17 protein-coding genes are annotated in these 18,591 nt (G+C 67.6%); 7 read left to right on the forward strand and 10 right to left on the reverse strand.

Annotation, left to right across the window (positions count from 1 at the left end):
* Nucleotides 1-234 precede the first annotated feature (234 nt).
* From Rhe02_RS45215 to Rhe02_RS45230, 4 genes are read right to left on the reverse strand one after another with little or no spacing between them, the layout of a single operon-like run.
* Entirely contained in the window at nt 235-1,068 is an 834-nt protein-coding gene (locus Rhe02_RS45215) for an SDR family oxidoreductase (protein WP_203914737.1), read from the reverse strand.
* A 3-nt stretch (nt 1,069-1,071) separates the two neighbouring features.
* Nucleotides 1,072-1,845 (reverse strand): MaoC/PaaZ C-terminal domain-containing protein, encoded by a 774-nt coding sequence (locus Rhe02_RS45220; RefSeq protein ID WP_203914738.1) that lies wholly within the window; start codon nt 1,843-1,845, stop codon nt 1,072-1,074.
* A complete protein-coding gene (locus tag Rhe02_RS45225) occupies nt 1,829-2,770 on the reverse strand; it encodes an acyl-CoA dehydrogenase family protein (RefSeq protein ID WP_203914739.1) in 942 nt (313 codons plus the stop codon). The genes Rhe02_RS45220 and Rhe02_RS45225 overlap by 17 nt, the downstream gene beginning before the upstream one ends.
* Nucleotides 2,760-3,923 (reverse strand): acyl-CoA dehydrogenase family protein, encoded by a 1,164-nt coding sequence (locus tag Rhe02_RS45230; protein WP_203914740.1) that lies wholly within the window; start codon nt 3,921-3,923, stop codon nt 2,760-2,762. Before Rhe02_RS45230 ends, Rhe02_RS45225 begins: the two co-directional genes overlap by 11 nt.
* A gap of 59 nt (nt 3,924-3,982) precedes the next feature.
* Here Rhe02_RS45230 and Rhe02_RS45235 point away from each other — a divergent pair, with 59 nt between their 5' ends.
* Together Rhe02_RS45235 and Rhe02_RS45245 are read left to right on the forward strand one after the other, a co-directional pair.
* Nucleotides 3,983-4,594 (forward strand): TetR/AcrR family transcriptional regulator, encoded by a 612-nt coding sequence (locus tag Rhe02_RS45235; RefSeq protein WP_239124475.1) that lies wholly within the window; start codon nt 3,983-3,985, stop codon nt 4,592-4,594.
* A 41-nt stretch (nt 4,595-4,635) separates the two neighbouring features.
* Nucleotides 4,636-5,436 (forward strand): hypothetical protein, encoded by an 801-nt coding sequence (locus tag Rhe02_RS45245; RefSeq protein WP_275412692.1) that lies wholly within the window; start codon nt 4,636-4,638, stop codon nt 5,434-5,436.
* 224 nt (nt 5,437-5,660) lie between these two features.
* Here the strand turns inward: Rhe02_RS45245 and Rhe02_RS45250 are convergent, their stop codons facing one another.
* The 3 genes from Rhe02_RS45250 to Rhe02_RS45260 all read right to left on the reverse strand — a co-directional run bounded on the left by Rhe02_RS45250 (nt 5,661) and on the right by Rhe02_RS45260 (nt 9,520).
* Nucleotides 5,661-7,163: a S8 family peptidase gene (locus tag Rhe02_RS45250; protein ID WP_203914742.1), complete on the reverse strand. Its 1,503-nt coding sequence runs from the start codon at nt 7,161-7,163 to the stop codon at nt 5,661-5,663.
* 60 nt (nt 7,164-7,223) lie between these two features.
* Nucleotides 7,224-8,951 carry a S8 family serine peptidase gene (locus tag Rhe02_RS45255; RefSeq protein ID WP_308442073.1) on the reverse strand — a complete coding sequence of 576 codons (1,728 nt, stop codon included), beginning with the start codon at nt 8,949-8,951 and terminating at the stop codon, nt 7,224-7,226.
* A gap of 113 nt (nt 8,952-9,064) precedes the next feature.
* Entirely contained in the window at nt 9,065-9,520 is a 456-nt protein-coding gene (locus Rhe02_RS45260) for a GNAT family N-acetyltransferase (protein WP_203914743.1), read from the reverse strand.
* Between the two features lie 167 nt (nt 9,521-9,687).
* Between Rhe02_RS45260 and Rhe02_RS45265 the strand changes: the two genes are divergently transcribed.
* The gene (locus tag Rhe02_RS45265) at nt 9,688-10,635 is read left to right on the forward strand and encodes a GNAT family N-acetyltransferase (protein ID WP_203914744.1); all 948 of its coding nucleotides are present in this window, start codon (nt 9,688-9,690) and stop codon (nt 10,633-10,635) included.
* A 9-nt stretch (nt 10,636-10,644) separates the two neighbouring features.
* Here the strand turns inward: Rhe02_RS45265 and Rhe02_RS45270 are convergent, their stop codons facing one another.
* Nucleotides 10,645-11,553 (reverse strand): acyl-CoA desaturase, encoded by a 909-nt coding sequence (locus Rhe02_RS45270; RefSeq protein ID WP_203914745.1) that lies wholly within the window; start codon nt 11,551-11,553, stop codon nt 10,645-10,647.
* A 45-nt stretch (nt 11,554-11,598) separates the two neighbouring features.
* Nucleotides 11,599-12,348 (reverse strand): DUF6807 family protein, encoded by a 750-nt coding sequence (locus Rhe02_RS45275; RefSeq protein WP_308442074.1) that lies wholly within the window; start codon nt 12,346-12,348, stop codon nt 11,599-11,601.
* 153 nt (nt 12,349-12,501) lie between these two features.
* On the opposite strand from Rhe02_RS45275, the gene cspE reads away from it, so the two are divergent.
* A complete protein-coding gene (gene cspE / locus Rhe02_RS45280; RefSeq protein WP_203914747.1) occupies nt 12,502-12,705 on the forward strand; it encodes a transcription antiterminator/RNA stability regulator CspE in 204 nt (67 codons plus the stop codon).
* 1 nt (nt 12,706) lies between these two features.
* Here the strand turns inward: cspE and Rhe02_RS45285 are convergent, their stop codons facing one another.
* Nucleotides 12,707-14,047: a condensation domain-containing protein gene (locus tag Rhe02_RS45285; protein WP_203914748.1), complete on the reverse strand. Its 1,341-nt coding sequence runs from the start codon at nt 14,045-14,047 to the stop codon at nt 12,707-12,709.
* A 143-nt stretch (nt 14,048-14,190) separates the two neighbouring features.
* Here Rhe02_RS45285 and Rhe02_RS45290 point away from each other — a divergent pair, with 143 nt between their 5' ends.
* From Rhe02_RS45290 to Rhe02_RS45300, 3 genes are read left to right on the forward strand one after another with little or no spacing between them, the layout of a single operon-like run.
* Nucleotides 14,191-15,642 (forward strand): class I adenylate-forming enzyme family protein, encoded by a 1,452-nt coding sequence (locus Rhe02_RS45290; RefSeq protein WP_203914749.1) that lies wholly within the window; start codon nt 14,191-14,193, stop codon nt 15,640-15,642.
* Complete coding sequence (locus Rhe02_RS45295) at nt 15,639-18,353, forward strand: non-ribosomal peptide synthetase (RefSeq protein ID WP_203914750.1); 2,715 nt, start codon at nt 15,639-15,641, stop codon at nt 18,351-18,353. Before Rhe02_RS45290 ends, Rhe02_RS45295 begins: the two co-directional genes overlap by 4 nt.
* The gene (locus tag Rhe02_RS45300) at nt 18,350-18,589 is read left to right on the forward strand and encodes an acyl carrier protein (protein ID WP_203914751.1); all 240 of its coding nucleotides are present in this window, start codon (nt 18,350-18,352) and stop codon (nt 18,587-18,589) included. The genes Rhe02_RS45295 and Rhe02_RS45300 overlap by 4 nt, the downstream gene beginning before the upstream one ends.
* Nucleotides 18,590-18,591 lie beyond the last annotated feature (2 nt).

The raw sequence follows: 18,591 nt of genomic DNA on the forward strand, positions 1-18,591 counted from the left end.
GGCGCAGCCGCCGGGAAAGCGGCGCAGCCGCCGGGAAAGCGGCGCAGCCGCCGGGAAAGCGGCGCAGCCGCCGGGAAAGCGGCGCAGCCGCCGGAGGTGACGATGCACGGAGGTGGCGTTGCCGCCGGGAAAGCGGCGCAGCCGCCGGGGGTGACCATGCACGGAGGTGGCGTTGCCGCCGGGAGATACGGCGGCCGACCCCGACGGACCGGCGCAATGAAGTAATTTAAGCGGCTAGCCCAGTTTGGCGGCGACCTCCGTCACGTTCCATGGGCCGGTGGTTTCGTAGGAGGTGGTGGAGCGCCAGCCTTCCAGCTCCTGGATCAGTCCGCCTTGGACGGAGAAGACCTTGCCGGTGATGGTGCACGACGCCGAGGCGAGGTAGGCGACCAGCGGAGAGACATGGCTGGGGTGGTAGGTGTCGAAGGCGCCCTCCTCGGTGGGAGCGGCCACCAGCGCGCCAACCATGGGGACGTCCTCGGTGAGGCGGGTGCGGGCGACCGGGGCGATGGCGTTGACGCGCACGCCATAGCGGCCCAGCTCCTGTGCCGCGACAAGGGACATGGCAGCGATGCCGGCCTTGGCCGCGCCGTAGTTGATCTGACCTGGGTTCGGCAGGAAGGTGCCGCTCGCGCTGGCCGTGTTGACGACCGAGCCGGCTACCGGCTGACCGGCCTTGGCCTGTGCCTTCCAGTACGCGGCCGCGTGGTGCAGCGGAGCGAAGTGGCCCTTGAGATGGACGTTGATCACGGCGTCCCATTCGGCCTCGGTCATGTCGGCGAGGAACCGGTCGCGCAGGATGCCCGCGTTGTTGATGAGCACATCCAGCCGCCCGAAGTGGGTGATCGCCTGCTGCACAATCTCGGCCGCACCCGAGAAGCTAGCCACGTCACCGGAAACGGCGATGGCGTCACCGCCGATCTGCTTGGCCACCTCTTCGGCGGGTTCGCGGTCGTAGTCGTTGACCACCACCCTGGCGCCCTCGCTGGCGAACAGCAGCGCGTGCTCACGCCCGATGCCGCGGCCCGCGCCGGTGATGATGGCGACCCGCCCGTCCAGTGCTCCCATTTATCAGACCCTCTCAATCAAACCGTTCTTGATGACGACCGCGCCGGAGCCGGAGGTCGTCTCAAAGCTGTTGCCCCAGAACCGGGTCACTATTTTCTGCTCGGGTTGCAGCGGCTGGCTGAACCGCACGGCTATCCGCTTGAGCCGCCGCGGGTCGCCCTCGCACAGCGCCGTGATCGCGGCCCACGAGGTGAAAGCCATGGTGCACAAGCCGTGCACGATGATGCCGGGCAGCCCGACCGCGCGGGCGATCTCGTCATCGACGTGAATGGGGTTGGGGTCACCCGACGCGGGAGCGTAGCGGAAGGTCTGATCGGCGTCGACGGCCGCGGTCACCTCGTGATCGGCGCGGGTGCCCGGGTTTTCGAAGGCGTGCTCAGGGGCGGCCTGGCCGCTGTTCTGCTCGGCCTGCCAGCCGCGGATGAAGCTCACCAGATATTGCTCGTTGACCGGCTCCCCCTTGTCGGTGCTGGTCGCGCAGTGGACAGTGACCGTGGTCCCCGACGATTTCGCTTGCACCCCAATAACTTTGGCCTGCGTCTGCAGGAGCATGCCGGGCACCATCGGCTGATGGATGTGGATGTCCTGCTCGCCGTGGACCAGCATCGGCAGCATCTCGGGCGGCGCCACATCCGCCATCGCGCCCACGAGCGCCGCCCAGGCCGGGACGACCGCGAACACGGGCGGGGCCAGCTCACCGCTCAGGTGCGCGGGTATAGGGTCATTGGTCGCCTGCGCATAGGCGATCGTGCGTTGTGCCTCAACCAGAAAAGACATGCCCTACCACTTTCTCCCCCGCAGCCGCCTGGCCCCCGAGCAGGAGCCGGGTCAGCTGCGCACGCCGGAAATACAGATGTGCATCATGTTCCCAGGTTGCGCCCAGGCCGCCGTGGACCGAGAGGCATCGTCTGGCCGCCAGATCAATAGCCTGGTCGGCGGCGAAGCGCGCTGCGTTGGCGGCCAGCCCGAACTCGGAGGGCTCGTTCTCGGCTGCATATGAGGCATAGTAGAGCAGCGATCGAGCGTTCTCGTTGAGCCGCAACACCTCGGTGAGCTGATGCTTGATGGCTTGAAAAGAGCCGATGGCACGTCCAAAAGCCTTGCGCTGCTTCGCATACTCTACCGCGATCGCCAGCGCGCCCTCCGCCGCGCCAAGCGCCTGAGCCGCGAGCAAGGTCTGTGCCACATTCCACGCGAAGCCGGCGTCGCCGCCGAAGCCTTCCCCGCGCTCCCAGCTCACGTCCCCGAGCGGCAGACTCTGGTCGTATCCGCCGGCACGCTGCGCGGTGAACTCCCGCACCACGACCCCGCCATCGACCACCAACACGTCCGCACCGGGCGCATCCGGCACGGCCGTCGCGGGGGTGAAGGCGGCTGCGGCGCGCAGGGTGCCGTCGAGCAGACCGGGCAGCACGGCCGCGACCGCGGGGTGGTCGGCGTGCGGGCGCAGCGCGGCGACCGCGGTGAGGTGACCGAGCAGGCCGGTGGGGGCCAGCCTTCGGCCGCACTCGATGAGGACCAGTACGCCGTAGAGCAGGCCGGGCATGTCTGTCCAGCCGCCGCGCACCGCTTCCTGCCAAAGGTGCGCGGGCTGCGCGCCGTCCAGCGCGTTGCGGGCGGCGGCCATGGTGTCTGTACGGGACAGGGCTTCCCGGACGCTGGCGATGAGCAGCTCCTCATCGGGGCCGAGCTCAAAGTTCATTGAAGGCCCTTTCCTTGTCCAGGCGCGGCTCGGCGGGCAGCCCCAGCACCCGCTCGCCGATCGTGGTCAGCAGAATCTCGTCGGTGCCGCCGCCGCTGCGCAAACCTTGCATCTCGGCGAGCAGGTAGCCCCATTCACCGTCCAATGCGGACGGTCCGAGCGCCTCGGTGACCACCTGCGCCCCGCGGATGGCGGCGTCCACCAGGGTGATCTTGCCTAGGCCCGCCTCGGGACCGGGTACCTCCCCATTGGCCACCTTGCTCAGGGCCCGATGGCCGCTGTAGCGCACCGCGAGCATGTCGACGATCACCGACGCGAGTCGCTGCTCAAGATGCGGCGGAAGCTTGTGCCGCAACGGTTCGGCGAACATCGACGGTTGCCAGCCAATCTGGTCGAGCATGGTGAGCAGGTTGAAGCGCTCATACATGAGACAGGTCATGGCGACCGTCCAGCCGTCGTCGACGGAGCCCAGCACGGCCTCGTCGCCGAGCATGACGTCGTCGAGGAAGACCTCGTTGAAGGCGGCAATGCCGGTCAGCTGGCGCAGCGGGCGAACCTCGACCCCGGCAGCGGTCATGGGCACGATGAAGACGGTCAGGCCCCGATGCTTGGGGACGCTGGGATCGGTTCGGGCGAGCAGCAGGCCGAAGGCGGCGTGCTGCGCGTTGGTGGTCCACACCTTCTGCCCGTTGAGGCGCCAGCCGCCACCCTCGCCACGGATGGCCCTGGTGCGGATCCCGGCGACATCGGAGCCGGCGGCGGGCTCGGAGAACAGCTGGCACCAGATCTCGTCACCTTGCAGCAACGGGCGCAGGTGACGGTCCTTTTGCCACGAGGTGCCGTGCGCGATGACGGTGGGCGCGAGGTTGCCGACGCCGATGATGTCCAGCGCACCGGGCAACCCAGCCCGGTGCAGCTCACTGTTGATCACCGCCTGCTCGATCATCCCGAGCCCCTGACCGCCGTATTCGGCCGGCCAGGTCACGCCCACTAAACCGGCTTGAGCCAGCAGCTTCTGCCAGGCGCGGAAGGGCTCGATGTCGGTGACGTGCAGCCCCGGCTTGCCGATCGGCGCATGGTCTCGGTTCTCGGCCAGCCATTGCCGGATCTTGGCGCGGTAGGCGGCAAGCGGCGCAGAGTCGCTGAGGTCCACGACTCAAAAACATACAGTCAGAATTGTATGTTTGTATAGCCGCGGTTTAGAGTGCTCCCATGGCCACGGCAATCCGGCGCACGCAGCAGGAGCGAGCTTCCGCCATGCGCCACCGGCTGCTCGAGGCCACCCTGGATTGCTTGGTAGATCACGGCTATGCGGGTACGAGCACGACCCGGGTCGTCGAGCGGGCCGGAGTCACCCGTGGCGCGCAGGTTCATCACTTCCCCACCAAGGCCGCCCTGGTCGCCGCCGCCATCCGCCACCTCGCCGACAAGCGCGCCGAGCAGGCCTTCGCCGAGCTGGACCGCATCAAGAAGGCGCCCGACCCGGTCGACAGCGCGCTGGATCTGATGTGGGATCTGCACCAGGGCCCGGTCTTTCACGCCACAGTGGAGCTTTGGGTGGCCGCGCGCACCGATCCGGAGCTGCACGGTCACCTGTCCATGGTGGAGCCGGCGACCACCGCCTCGGTGGTGGAGGTGGCCAAGACGCTCTTCCCGGATCACGCCGAGCGGCAGGCCTTCGCCCACTGGGTTTACACCTGCATGGACACCATTCGCGGCATCCTGCTCACCTCGTTCGTCTTCGACGACCCAGCGCCAAAGCTCGCTGCGCGCTGGCATCGGGCCAAAGCGCACCTGCGGATCCTCTACACCACCCTCATCTGATCGCCGGATGTAGATACTGCTCCATTTGTTAATATCACTCGGTGCCGGACTCGCGAGCAGCGAAGGTGGCGCTGACGGTGCTCGCTCTCATCGTCGGCGTGACGCTTGGCATCTGGCCCAACGTGAAGCCCAGCCCGACTCCCGGCCCGACGCCCCAGGCCGCCCCCAGCTCGGCCCGCCCGGCCACCGTCGTCGCCGACGCCGAACCTTCCCCCGCCGGCGATGAGACACCGGTTGCCGCAGCCAACCCGACCCCGTCGGCAGGCACATCGACCGCGCCGGGCAGCGTGAAAGAGCCGGTCGTGGCCAACCCGGTGCCCGCGACGCCGACCGCGGTGACGGTCACGACGGTAAGGGAGACCGGCCCAGCCTTGCAGGTAGCGGTCAGCTGGCGGGTCGGCAGCGGCAACGGGCACACGGTCACCGCCCACCGGGTCAGCATCCGCACCGATCGCGGGTATGCCACGAGCTGGCAGACCGGCGCAGGTGGTGATGGCGGCTCGACGGAGATCCCTTGCGGCGGGCGGGTCTGCGACGGTATGCGGGTCGACGCGGAGGTGCGCGCGGTCAGCTCGGCCGGCGAGAGCAACACCGGCCGGGGCAATCTCGCCTATTCCGCGCCCTATCTGGTGCGGCGCGAGCTGCGCAGCGACCAGGGCGCGAGCACGTCGGCCAAAGCCCAGGAGAACGCGAGGAACGCGCTACCTGGTCTGCGCAACAGCATCCTCGCCAGCGGCGTCTCGTGCACCGGCTGGGACGAGCGAATCATCTCGGTCTACTCCACCCCGGACGGCTCGTATTACGTCTTCGCCGGGATTGTCACCGGCACCTGCAAATATTGACAGATTCTCGATGCCTATTCTGGCGCGCCGATCGAGCTCACGCGCTAGCTCCAGCTGACTGGCGACAGCCGCCTGCTCGGCGGCGAAGACGGCCCGCAGCGCAGCGGCCAGCTCGCTATCGGTCAAGGTCGAATAGGGTCCCGGCATGACACCGAGCCTAGAACATACGTTCGAATCGGGTCAAGGCCCGGGCGGCTCCCGAAGCGAGAGCCGCCCGGAATCCGTTACAGCCGAAGGGTCCAGGAGTCGATGAATCCGGTGTTGAGAGCCCGGCGGTCGCGCACGCGCAAACGCCAGTTGCCGTTGCGAACCTCCCGGGAGAGATCGACGACATAGGTGGTATGGATGTCGTCGCCACTGTCGGCGCTGCGGCTCTGCAGACGGTAGGCCGTGCCGTCGGGGGCCAGCAGATCGACCTGCAGGTCACCACGGAACGGATGGATGATGTGTACCTCTACGGCCGAGCTCGACGAGGCGTTCCCGGTGCAGCCCGCGATGACTATCCGGCTGTTGACCGCAGCCGCCGGGGAGTCGGGAATGGTGACGTCATTGGGGTTGGTACCGGTGCACGGCGGCGGCGCACCCGCATTGTCCACGTAGGCCAGGAGGTTGGGCGAGCCCGTACCAGGATTGATCACCACCCCGGGCGTCGCGTCGGCGACCATCTCGTCGCGCACCTGTTGCGGCGTCCAGGCCGGGTTCGCCGAGGCGATCAATGCGGCCACGCCGGCCGCATAGGCCGTGGAGTAGGAGCTGCCCGAAAGCGTGATGGTCGCCGTGTCGCTGGTGTACCAGAGCGTGTTCACCAGCACCCCGGGCGCGAAGATGTCCAAGCAGGGGCCGAAGTTCGACGCAGAATGCTTGTTGTCGGCCATGTCGGTCGCGGCCACCGTGATCGCCTCGGTGACCCCGCCCGGGCTGAATTGGCAAGCGTCGCTTGCGCTCGACCCGGAGACCGCCGTGTAGGTGACACCGGAGGCGATCGAGCGGCGAATGGCGCTGTTGTAGGCCAGATCGGTGGGCCCACCCGCGACGAGTACGCCGATCGCGGGCTTCACCGCGTTGGCGGTGACCCAGTCAACCCCCGCGATGACCTGGGCGATGGTCGCCGTTCCGGCGCAGTCGAGCATGCGCACTGCCACCAGCGTGACATTTTTGGCCACGCCATAGGTGCTTCCGCCCACCACCCCGGCGACGGAGGTGCCGTGGCCATTGCAGTCGGTGGCGTCGTCGTCGTTGTCGACGACATCGCGGCCATGGATGGCGCGGCCACCGAAGTCGACGTGCGTGGTCCTGATACCGGTGCTGAGAATGTAGGCGTGGACATTGCCGGCCGTGTTCGGGTAGGTGTAGGAGTTGTCCAGCGGCAGGTTGCGCTGGTCTATCCGGTCCAGCCCCCATGACGGCGGGTTCGGTTGTGTGCCAAGCACTCCCGGGTCGACGTGCACCGTGCCGTTCTGCTGCACGTAGGCCACGGACGGGTCCGCCGCCAGACGCCGGGCCTCCTTCTCGGAGAGGCTGACCTCAAACCCGTTGAGGGCGCTGGTGAATACCCGGCCGACCGTGCCCGCGTGCCGGGCGGTGACCGAGGCCGGCGACACGCCATCGCGAAGCACCACAACATAAGAGCCCGCGACCGCGTTGGCCGCCGGCAGGATGGCGCCCTCGGGCGCGGCCGCAGCGACCGGCGAGCCAAGGGCCAAAAGGGAAGCTAGCAAGAGTTTCATGGTTCCTCCACAGTGGAATGGGGGTTCCGACGAGTCGGAACCCCCAAGCGAACTAGCCGATCAGGCGCGCGTGATCCGCACATCGTCGACGCCACACTCGACAAGGCTTGCTGTCGCGGCGTCGGCGCATTGGACGAGGATCTGCACGGATTGCCCGGCGAATGCGGAGATGTTGACGCTGCCCGTAGCCCAGGCGCCGGCCCGGTTGGCCGCCGCGCCCGCCTGCGTGAACAGGACGGTCGTTCCCGAACCGGTGACGATGCTGACGCGGAAGAAGTCCGCGCTGCTCGAATTGTTCAGGTGAGCCAGGTACCACGAGTAGCTGAGGGTGAAGGTGCCGGTTCCCGAGAGCGTGACGGCCGGCGAGCGCGAGCTCGTGGTGCCACCGTCGACGTCATTGGCACCCGCGCTGGCGCCCGCGAGGCGAGCGGTTACGAGGTCGTTGGTGCCGCTGACGGTGGTACCCAGCTGCAAGGCAACGCCGCTGGTGGTGGCCTCCGGGTCACCGCGCTCCCACGCGCCGGTGGTCGCGGTGTCGGTGCCGTTGGGGTTGGTTGTCCAGCCCAGCGCCGTCTCGAAGGTGTCCTCGAACAGCGTCGTGCCGGGCGGCTGCGTAACGCCGTTGTTCACGAAACCAAGCAGGTTCGGCGAACCCGTGCCCGGGTTGCCGATGACGCCGGGGGTGGCGTCGGCGACCATGCGGTCACGAACCTGCTGCGGGGTGAACGCCGGGTTGGCGGCCTTGATGAGAGCGGCGATTCCGGCGGCGTGGGGAGACGCCATCGAGGTGCCGCTGATCGTGTTGGTGGTGGTGTCGTTACCGATGCCCCAGGCCGCGGTGATGTTCACGCCGGGCGTGAACAGGTCGAGGCAGGTGCCGAAGTTGGAGAAGCTGGCCCTTGCGTCGTTGATGTCCGAAGCGCCAAGCGTGATCGCGTTCGGAGTGGAAGCGGGCGAAGCGTTGCAGGCGTTGGCATTGCTGTTGCCCGCGGCGATGGCGTAGGTGACGCCGTCGGCTATGGATGCGGTGACAGCGTCGTTCTCGGCCTGGCTGAAGGCGCCGCCAAGGCTCATGTTAGCGACGGCCATACCGGTGGTGTGGGCGTTGGTGACAAAGTTGATGCCGCTCATAACGCCCGCGTTGGTGCCGGAGCCCTGGCAGTTGAGCACCTTGACCGCGACCAGGCTGACGCCCTTGGCCACGCCGTAGGTGGTGCCGCCGGTGGTGCTGGCGACGTGCGTGCCATGGCCGTGGCAGTCGGTGTTCATGCCATCGCCGGTGGTGTTGGTACCCCACGTGGCGCGGCCGCCGAAGTCCTGGTGCGTGATGCGGATGCCGGTGTCAATGATGTACGCCGTCACGCCCGCCCCGTTGTTCGGGTAGGTGTAAGAGTTGTTGCCCGGCAACGACCGCTGGTCGATGCGGTCCAGCCCCCACGACGGAGTCGGGGACTGGGTGGCGTCCAGCGACACGTATTGGTTCTGCTCCACATACTTCACCGAGGGATCGGCTGCGAGGCGCTTGGCCTCCCGCTCCGACATGGTGGCGACATAGCCGTTGAGCGCGTCCTTCCACACGTCGCCGACCTTGCCGCCGTACTTGCTGGACAGCGTGGTGGCCGAAGCTGTGGTCACGTCGTTCAGCACGACGATGTAGGAGCCGGGGACAGCGGTGACACTGTCAGCGGCGAGGATAAAGCCTTCTGCCGGCGCGGCGCCGGCGGGCGCCCCGATGGACGCCACAGCAGTTGCCATAGCGAACCCGAGCGCGATGAAACGGAGTTTCACTTCCGTCCTCCCCTTGCTGGGGGGCCGTCGACCAGTGCTTATGACACTTTGAATGACGGTCCCATGGGCCGTTTGCCCGATGCTATGGGAGGAGCGGGTTCAATCATAGATATTCATTTATCTAGATCACCGGCGTACGCTGGACCGATTGAAATTTCTGCATAGATCTTGTCGCTTTCGCGAATGGTGGCGCCAAGCTTTCGCAGCACGCCGATGGCGGCTTTGTTCTCCGGTGTCGTGTCGGCCACGACGGTGTGTATCCGGTTGCGCGCAGCCTCGTGGAGCAACTCCGTCAGAGCCGCCTTTCCCGCGCCGAGACCGCGCCAGGTGCGGCCCATCCACATTCCCGTCTCCACCACGCCCGGGCGATCGGTCAGGCTCATCCGGATAAAGCCGGCCATGAGCCCATCCACCTTGATGCCGTAAAGGACAGTCCGCTTCGGACCTTGGAGACCGGCCAGCATCGGCTCGAAAAACCCGATGAAGGCCGCCTGGCGCATCGGCGTCCACCCGGGCGCACCGACCATGGGCGGCATCGTCTCATCGGGGTCGGCCTCGTCGATCGCCATCGCCAACAGCTCGCGGAGACTCTGCTGGTCCAGTCGAAGAAGCTGAATCTGTCGTGTCATAGCAGTCCTAAACCCACGTCAGTGGAGCGATCCCGGTGAGCGAAGTGTCACTCCCCCAGACGGCAAATCGGTCGCGATTGGCATACGAAGGGTGCACACTTCTCCGCATGCTTCTCGGGTACCAGGTCAGGCCGGCCACGGTCGACGACGCGCAGATCATATTCGAGGTAGAGGCCGCGCACGAGACACCGCTGGTCGGCAAACCGAACGCGACTCTGGAAGATGTCGTCGATGAGCTGGTGGAGCCCGACTTCGACAGCGAAACCGACGGCTGGCTGGTCTTGACCGACTCCGAATCAGTGGCGGTCGGCTGGGGCTGGGCGTGCCGCAAGGGCGCCAGCGACAATCTGGACATCGGCGTCTACGTCCGGCCCGGTCACGAGCCGGTGGCGCAGTGGCTGTGGGAAAAGGCGCAGCAGCGAGCCGCCGAGATCGGCCGCGAGCTGGGTCACGATGCGGTGACCGTCGACATCGGCGTTTATCCCAACGATCTGCTCATCCGTGACATCGCCGCCGGGCACGGCTTCGCGGCCGCCGCCACCTTCGTGCGCATGCGCATCGACCATCCCCGGCTCATCGGCTTTCCCGAGCCGCCGCCCGGAACACAGCTTCGGCACGGCAGCGAGATCGATGTTCGCAAGGACGCGAATGCCGTGCGCAACGAGGCTTTCGCCGACCATTTCGGCTTCGTCCCCAAGACCTACGAGGAGTGGGCGCGCGATCGCGAAGCGAGCAGCGCGCACGACTGGAACCTCGTCCACGTCGTCTACTGCGAAGGAGAGCCGGCCGCGGTTGCGGTGCGCACCAACAACTTTGTGCCCGACGAGAATTGCGGCTACGTGCTGACCCTCGGGACTTCCCCCAAGTACCAGGGACGCGGGCTGGGGGGCTATCTGCTGCGCTACGCCTTCGCCGCCGACGCGGAACAGGGGCGGGTCGGCACCATCCTTCACGTGGACACCAACCCGCACCGCCCGGCGCTTGCGCTCTATCAGCGCAACGGGATGCGCGATGTGCTCACCATCGATATCTGGCGGCGCACGATCGCGCTCTGACCCGGCTCGCTAGGAGGCCGGGCTGGTGGCGACCCGCTTGGCGGTGAGCCTTTCCGGCTTGGGCCAGCGGACGTCGCGTACCCAGCCAAACTTTTCGAAAATCCAGATCAGGCGCGCCGACGGGTCGATCTGGCCCCGAAGCACCCCGTGCCGCGCGCCGGTGGGGTCGGCGTGGTGGGAGTTGTGCCAGCTTTCGCCCAGCGACAGGATGGCCAGCGGCCAGAAGTTGGTGGCCTTGTCCTTGGTGACGAAGGGACGTTCGCCCACCACGTGGCAGATCGAGTTCACCGACCAGGTGACGTGGTGCAGGATCGCCATGCGCACCAGACCGGCCCAGAAGAAGCCGCTCAGCGCACCGGCCCAGGTGCCGGTCACCAGGCCCCCGATGAGGGCGGGGGTCAGCAGCGAAACCGCCACCAGCGGACCGGTGAGTTTGTCGACCACCTGCATGTCCCGGTCGCCGGCCAGATCGGGCGCGAACCGGGCCCGGTTGCTCAGCTCGCCGCGGAACATCCATCCGATATGGGCGAAGCACAGTCCTTTTAGGACAGCCAGCACGCTGGTGCCGTAGCGCCACGGCGAATGCGGGTCGCCGTCACGGTCGGAGTAGGCGTGGTGGCGGCGGTGGTTGGCCACCCACTGGATCGGCGAGCCTTCGACCGCCATCGATCCGGCCACCGCCAGCGCGATGCGCAGGCTCCGGTTGGCCTTGAACGATCCGTGGGTCAGGTACCGGTGGTAGCCGGCGGTGACCCCGAAGCCCGTCACCGCATAGCCGATGACGAACATGATGACATCCAGGGTGGTCAGCCCCCACCCCCAGGCGATGGGCCCGGCCGCGAGCAACCCGAGGAAGGGGGTAAGTACAAAGATCCAGATCGCGATCGCGCCGGCGCGGGTCTGCCGCACTGTATTCATGGCGGCAATAGTGCATCACCAGGAAGAATTTCCGGCTATCAACCACTAAATATCTGAGATTGTCATCTCGAAGTGGCCGTGCCAGGTCTGCCCGGCGTCGATCACCTTCACCTCTTCGAAGGCCCACGCCGCGCACACACCGGGATAGATGCCCGTCCTGACAAACCACTGCTGTGCGCCGCGGAAGGTCGCCGCGAAACCGGGCGAACGCCAGTAGACCTCGGGCTCCCGGCAGCCGTTGACCTCGTCTTCGCCGCGCAGCGCTCCGGCTTGCACCAGCGGCGACGGGTCGGGCGCCAGGCGCATGAAGGCTCCGCCATATCCCGCACCATATTCACGCCCATTGGTGGTGGGGCTGCCCATCACCACCTTCTCCGGCGCCGTCAGCTCCCAGCTCAGCGCGAGCCGCCAGGACTGGTCGTCGACCGGCGAGGCCTCGATGGTGCGCCGCTCGAGGAGCAGCACGCCGCCGTCGCGGTCACGCCAGGCCAGCCGCTGCACGAGCCGGCCGGGCTCCTGCGCGTCGAACCCCTCATGGGTGATCCGACCATGATCATCGAGCCAGGTGTAGCCCTGGCCGCGCACATAGGTGCGCCCACCCCAGAGATTTGTCCCATTAACATCCTGCATGGCCAGCGAAAGCCCTAGATGCCAGGTGTGGTCCTCGGGCTCACAATCACTGATCACGACCCCGCCAAGGGTGCGGATGGGGTGTAAAAAGGGTCTGGTTTCCCCGAGTACATACGTCGCTACTGTGCGCGCTGACACTTCCAGACCAATTTCCATCGGAGTCATGTTAGGCTCGTTTCGTTGCAGTCTTGGTTTTGCATTACCTGAAAGCGCCTGGACACCAGGCGCTGTTTGTGTTTGCCGGCCGTACCTCGGTCGAAGGCCAGTGCAGCAGTCCCGCCCAGACCTTGGGCAATCACAGCCTTCGAAGGAGATGACATGGCTGTCGGAACAGTTAAGTGGTTCAACGCGGACAAGGGCTTCGGATTCATCACGCCCGACGACGGTGGAGCCGACCTCTTCGCCCACTTCTCGGCAATCGCCTCCAGCGGTTTCCGGAGCCTCGAGGAGAACCAGCGGGTGGAGTTCGAGATCACGCAGGGCCAGAAGGGCCCGCAGGCGTCGAACATCCGCACCATCTGATTCATGACTGGTCCGGGCGGCTCACTTGGTGGGCCGCCCGGACCACCATTTTTTCCAGCTCAAAAAGGAAGTCCTCCACCCGCTGCGGCGGTAGATAGGCCGAGTCGGCGGTAACCGACAGGCCCACCCCGCGCGGTGTGTCGAGCACCTGCATCCGAAAGCGCCAGGCAAAGCGCTCCAGCGTCTCAGGCCAGGTGAGCCTGGTGTTTTCCAGCGCATCCTGCACCGTCTTCAGCTCCGGCAACGGGCCCTCGTCGGCCGAGCTGTTGGGCAGACGCAAATCATTGAAGTAGCAGAACGGCTCCAGGCCGCTGCCCGGAGGCCGGCCGATTTCCCGCAGCGTCTCATCCATCACCAGCGGGTCGTAGTAGGCGTGCCGGTAGGCGCGCAGCGCCGACTGCCAGGTGCGCGGGATGAGCTCATCGAGACCGGGCCGACCGGTCAGCTCCAGGACGAAAAGGCCGACCTGATTCAATTTTGAGATCGCATCTTGGTACCCGGCCTGGTAGCGGTTATTCACCATCGTGAACAGAGCACAGCGGTCGTGGCCGGTCCACTCGCCGATCAGGGCAGCCGTCGCGGCGAGCAACACCGTCGCGGTGCTCACCCGATGCCTCGCGGCAAGGATGCGCATCGCGCCCTCGACGGCCGACGACTCCAGCAGCGCGCGCCGGAATCGTGGTGTCAACGGCGGCGCCACCTCGGCGAACATGCTCTTGGGCAGGTGGCCGTATTCCTTGGTCCAATAAGCACGGGCGGCGTCGCTGCGATGACTCATCGGCCCCGCCTCCCGGCGGGCTATCTCGAGCGATTGCAGACCGGCTGGCCCGGGCGGCTTGCCCCGCAACAGGATCAGCCGCAGCTCGCGAAGCAGAATCTCCGAGGCGTGAAAGTCCACCGCCACGTGGCTGAAGACCAGCGCCAGATGCGTGACCCGGCCGGAACTGTCGGTGACGAGGGTGACCCGCAACGGCCACTCCTCGCCGTAGTCGTAGGGCACCTCGCCCATCGCATCCTTTATGGACTCCGCATCCATGGACTCCGCGCTGCCTAGCGTCACCGCGATCGGCAGCTGGCCGTCCGGATGCGGCACCTGGCGCAGCGCGGCCACGTCGATGCGGGTGCGCAGCGATTCGTGGCGGCTGATCAGCTCGCCCACCGCGCGGGTCACGCTTTCCACATCGCCTGCCGCACGACGCGGCACAGCCAGCACCCGGCAGATGTTCAGCCACGACGTGTACGGCCGGAACTCGCTGTATGCCTTCCAGATGGAACGCTGGCCCCAGGTCATCGGCTCCGACCCCGTTACCGGCCCTTGGAAATCGGCCCACAGCTGTGCCACCGGCACAGCATAGGGGGGCATGACGGAAAGCGCTTTCCCCCATTCAGCCGATCCCATCGATGTCTGACACTGGCAGACTGCGGTGGGTAGGCGGGCGATATGCCGATCCCCGCTTCTGTTCTCGTGCGACGAGGAGTTCGGCCATGCCCGCGATCGGCAACGTGCAGACGGTTCCGCGGCTGCTCGCGTGGAGGCGCGGCCACGAGCCGCAACGGGTCGCGCTTGAGGTGGACGGGGTCGACTCGCTCACCTTCGCCCAGTGGGATTCCAGCTCCGACATCGCCGCCTCCGCTCTGATCGAGCGGGGCCTGCGTCCGGGCGACCGAGTCTGCCTGGTCTTCGGTGGCCGCGATTGGACCCACTACGCCATCGCCTACTGCGCGGTCCAAAAGGCCGGTGGGGTGGCCGTGCCGCTCTCCGACCGCCTCCCCCAGGCTCAGATCGACCAGCTTGCCAACGCCTGCGCGGCCAAGATGGTGATCCGCGGCAGCGCCGACACGGAGGTCCTACTCGCCTCGCCTTCCCCGGTGGCCCTGCCCGAACCAGCGCCGGACGACCTGGCCCAGATCCTTTTCACCTCAGGCACGACCGGGACCCCCAAGGCCGTCGGCGCCACCCACGCCAACCTCACCCTGGGCGCACCCACCCACCCCAAACGCCTGGCGCTTGCCCACTCCCAGCGTTTCCTGCACGCCTTCCCGATCGGCAGCAACGCGGCGCAGACCATGCTGCTCAACTGCCTCACCGCGCGGCCGAGCGCGGTCACACTGCCGCGCTTCACCCCGGTAAGGTTCGCGCGCCTGTTGCAGACCGGGCAGGTGGGCACGGTCTTCCTCGTCCCGGCCATGGCGATCGAGCTGCTCAACTCGGGCGTGCTGCCCGGCCGGGACCTCACCGGGGTGCACCTCGTGGGCTCCACCGCGGCGCCGCTTCCCGCCGCCATCGCGCTGCGGTTGACCCAGGCCTTTCCGAAGGCCGCCGTCGTCAACTACTACACGTCCACCGAAGCGGCCCCGGCCCAAACCAGCATGATCTTCGATCCCGCCCGGCCCGACGCGGTGGGCCGGCCCGCGCCGGGCAGCATCCTGATCACAGATGCCGACGGCGCTCCCGCGCCACCGGGCGTCATCGGCGATGTCTGGCTCCGCTCCCCGCACCCGAGGCGCTACCTCGGTGACGAGGCCGCTACCGCCTCGACCTTCCGCGGCGACTGGGTCCGGATGGGCGACGTGGGCCGGCTGGCCGACGGCTACCTGTACCTGTCCGACCGCGACAGCGACATCGTGAAATCGGGCGCGCACAAGGTTTCCACCCTGGAGGTGGAAGCGGCGATCTACGAGCACCCGGCCGTCGCCGACGCCGCCGTGGTCGGTTTGCCCCACCCGGTGCTGGGCAAGCAGCTGGCCGCCGTGGTGGTGGCCCGCTCGCCGATCGGGCTGCCCGCGCTGCGCGCCTTTCTTGCTCAACGGCTAGCCGACCACCAGCTGCCGGCGCAGCTACTGGTGCTGGAAAGCTTGCCGCGCAACGAGTCCGGCAAGGTCAGCAAACGTGAGCTGGCCGCCCGGTTCCCTATCGACGCCGGGAGGCAGGCTTGACAACGGCAGCGCATGGCATCTGGTTCACCGAAAAGGCAGGGGTGGCGGGCAGCGCCTTTCACATGGCGCTCGGGATCTGGTTCGACGGTGACCTCGACGAGGCGGCGCTGGCGAAGGCTTGCGCGGCGGTCATCGCCCGGCATGAGGCTCTGAGCACCGTCTTCACCGCCGAGGGGTTCGCCCCGGCGGCGGAGAAAGTGGCGTTGACGCACGCGGCTTTCAGCCCCGACCGGGTGAGCCAGGAGCTGGCACGCCCCTTCGACCTCGGCCGCGGCCCACTCGCGCGCTTCACGTTGCTGCGCGAGAACCCGCGCCGCTGCCTGCTCCTGTTCACCGCGCACCATCTGGTCTTCGACGGAATGTCCAAGGACATCCTCATCAACGACCTGGCACTCGCCTACAACGGCAATGATTTGGGCCCGCTTGCCCCGCTGACGGCGCACACCCCGGCGGCCACCCAATGGTCGCCGCCGCAGGGCGACGTGATCCTGCCCGGCCTGATCCGCCAGCCCGCCGCCGCCGAGCCCGGCTTGGCGAACACGTTCACGGTCGGGCTGACCCCGCTGGAGGGCGTGACGCGTTTCGAGCATGTGCTCGCCGCGATCCATCTTGTGCTCGCGCGCTACGGCAACGCGGGCCTTCCCGTCGCCGTCGGCCTGTCCACCCGGGACAGCCAGCACACCGGCCACATTGGACTGTTTGTCAACGAGCTGCCGGTCACCGTCGCGCCCGCCGTGGGCAGCTTCCGCGAATACGCGCTCGGGCTTCGCTCCCGGCTGCGCGAGCTATACCAGCGCCGCGATGTCCCGCTGTCGCTGCCCGGGGTACGTCCCACGCCCTCGCTGACCCCGATCTCCGTCGGCTATCGCCGCCGCGGCCCCGCGCCCGCCTTCGCTGGCGTCGACACCGAGGTGCAGTGGGCCCTGTTCGCCGGCTCGGCGCGCAACGCCATGCATGTTCAGATCGTGGACGACGGATCGGAGCTGCTCGTCAGCCTGCAGCACAGCCCCACCGCCATCGACTCCGCTTCGGTGACCCGCATCGCCGCCCACCTGCGGCACGCTCTGGCTGCCGCCCCCGAGCGGGACGTCGCACGGCTGGTCATCGAGCCCGTCCCGTCGGAGTGGAACGCCACCGAGCGCCCCTATCCCGCGCAGGTGACCGTGCTGTCGCTCGTCGAGGAACAGGCGCGCCAGCGCCCCGACGCGATAGCCATCGCCGACACGGCCGGCACCGTCACCTACGGGCAGCTGCAATCCCTTGTCACGCAACGCTCCCAGGCGATGGCCGCCGGGTCAATCGTGCCCCTGAAAATGGGAAGAGGCCTGGACGCGGTCGTCAGCATGCTCGCCGCGACCCACGCGGGCGCGGCCTACCTTCCGGTCGATCCCGCCTACCCGGTGGCCCGCCAGGAGCTGATCCTGCAAGACGCGCTCTCCCACCCGGTCGACGGTGAAGTCGCCTACGTCATGTACACCTCGGGTTCCACCGGAAAGCCCAAAGGTGTCGCTGTTCCGCATCGTGCGCTGGCCAACCTGTTGCTGGGCATGGCCGAACTGCTCGGCAGCGGGCCCGACGACCGCTGGCTGAACCTCACCTCGCTCTCCTTCGACATCTCGGGCCTGGAAATCTTCCTGCCGCTCGTGACCGGGGGAAGGCTCATCATCGCCAGCGAGGTCAGCGGCCAGGACGGGCGAGCCGTGAACGCCCTGATCCGCGAACATGGCGTGACCCATGTGCAGGCGACCCCGTCCGGCTGGCGGGTGCTGCTGGAGTCGGATCTGCCGCCCGGGCTCGTCGCCCTGGCCGGTGGCGAGGCCCTTCCCCTCGATCTGGCCAGGCAGCTGCGCGCCCGGGTGGCGCGGCTCTTCAACGTTTACGGCCCCACCGAGACCACGATCTGGTCCAGCGCGGACGAGATCCCTTCCGACCCGGAGCAGATCACCATCGGAAGGCCGATCGCCAACACCCAGCTGCACATTGTCGACGAACAGGGCCAAAGCGTGCCCATCGGCGTCCCCGGCGAGCTGTGCATAGGCGGCCACGGCCTTGCCAACGGCTACCTCGGCCAGCCGGAGCTGACCGCTGAGCGCTTCATTTCCCTTGACGGGCAACGGGTCTACCGCACCGGAGATCTCTGTGTCCGGCTGAGCGACGGGCGCGTGGCCTACCTGGGCCGCTCCGACAGCCAGGTCAAGGTGCGCGGTCATCGGGTCGAGCTCGGCGAAATCGAACAGAGGCTGCGCGAGCACCCACAGGTGACCGACGCGGCCGTGGCGCTGCGCGGCGAGCAGCTCGTCGGCTACGTGATCCCGGCCGCTCCCGCCGATCTGAAGAGTCACCTGGCCCAAACCCTTCCCGCCGCGATGATTCCCAGCCTCTTCCTCGACCTCGACCGGCTTCCGCTCACCCCCAACGGAAAACTTGACCGCGCCGCGCTTCCGGCGCCCGCGCCGAGGCAGGCCGCCCCGGTCAAGGCGGCCCCGACCGACGAGATCGCCGCCTTCCTCAAGGAAATCTGGCAGGAGCTGCTCTCGATCGACGAGGTCGGACTGGACGAAGACCTGTTCGACCTCGGTGGCCACTCGCTGACCATCACCCGCATCAATGGGCGCATCTTCCAGCGCTACGGGATAGAGGTGCCACTGGAAATCTTCTTCGACACGCCGACGATCGCCGAGATCGCCGATTACGTGCGGGAGGCACGATGATCCCCGAGCTGCGGCCGATTCTGGCCCGCCTCATCGCCGAGGCCACCTCGGGCAGCGTCGGCGTCGGCGATGCCCTCGCCGGCGGGTCGCTGCGTGCCCTGGGGCTCGATTCGCTTGCCGCCCTTCGCCTCATCGACGCGATCGACCTCGAGTTCGGGGTCGAGGTGGAGGTCGGCGGGGTGCTCGGGCCCGACACCCTGGACGACATCGCCCAATCAGTGGAGGCCAGGCTGTGAAG

Source organism: Rhizocola hellebori, assembly GCF_016862955.1.
GTDB lineage: Bacteria > Actinomycetota > Actinomycetes > Mycobacteriales > Micromonosporaceae > Rhizocola > Rhizocola hellebori.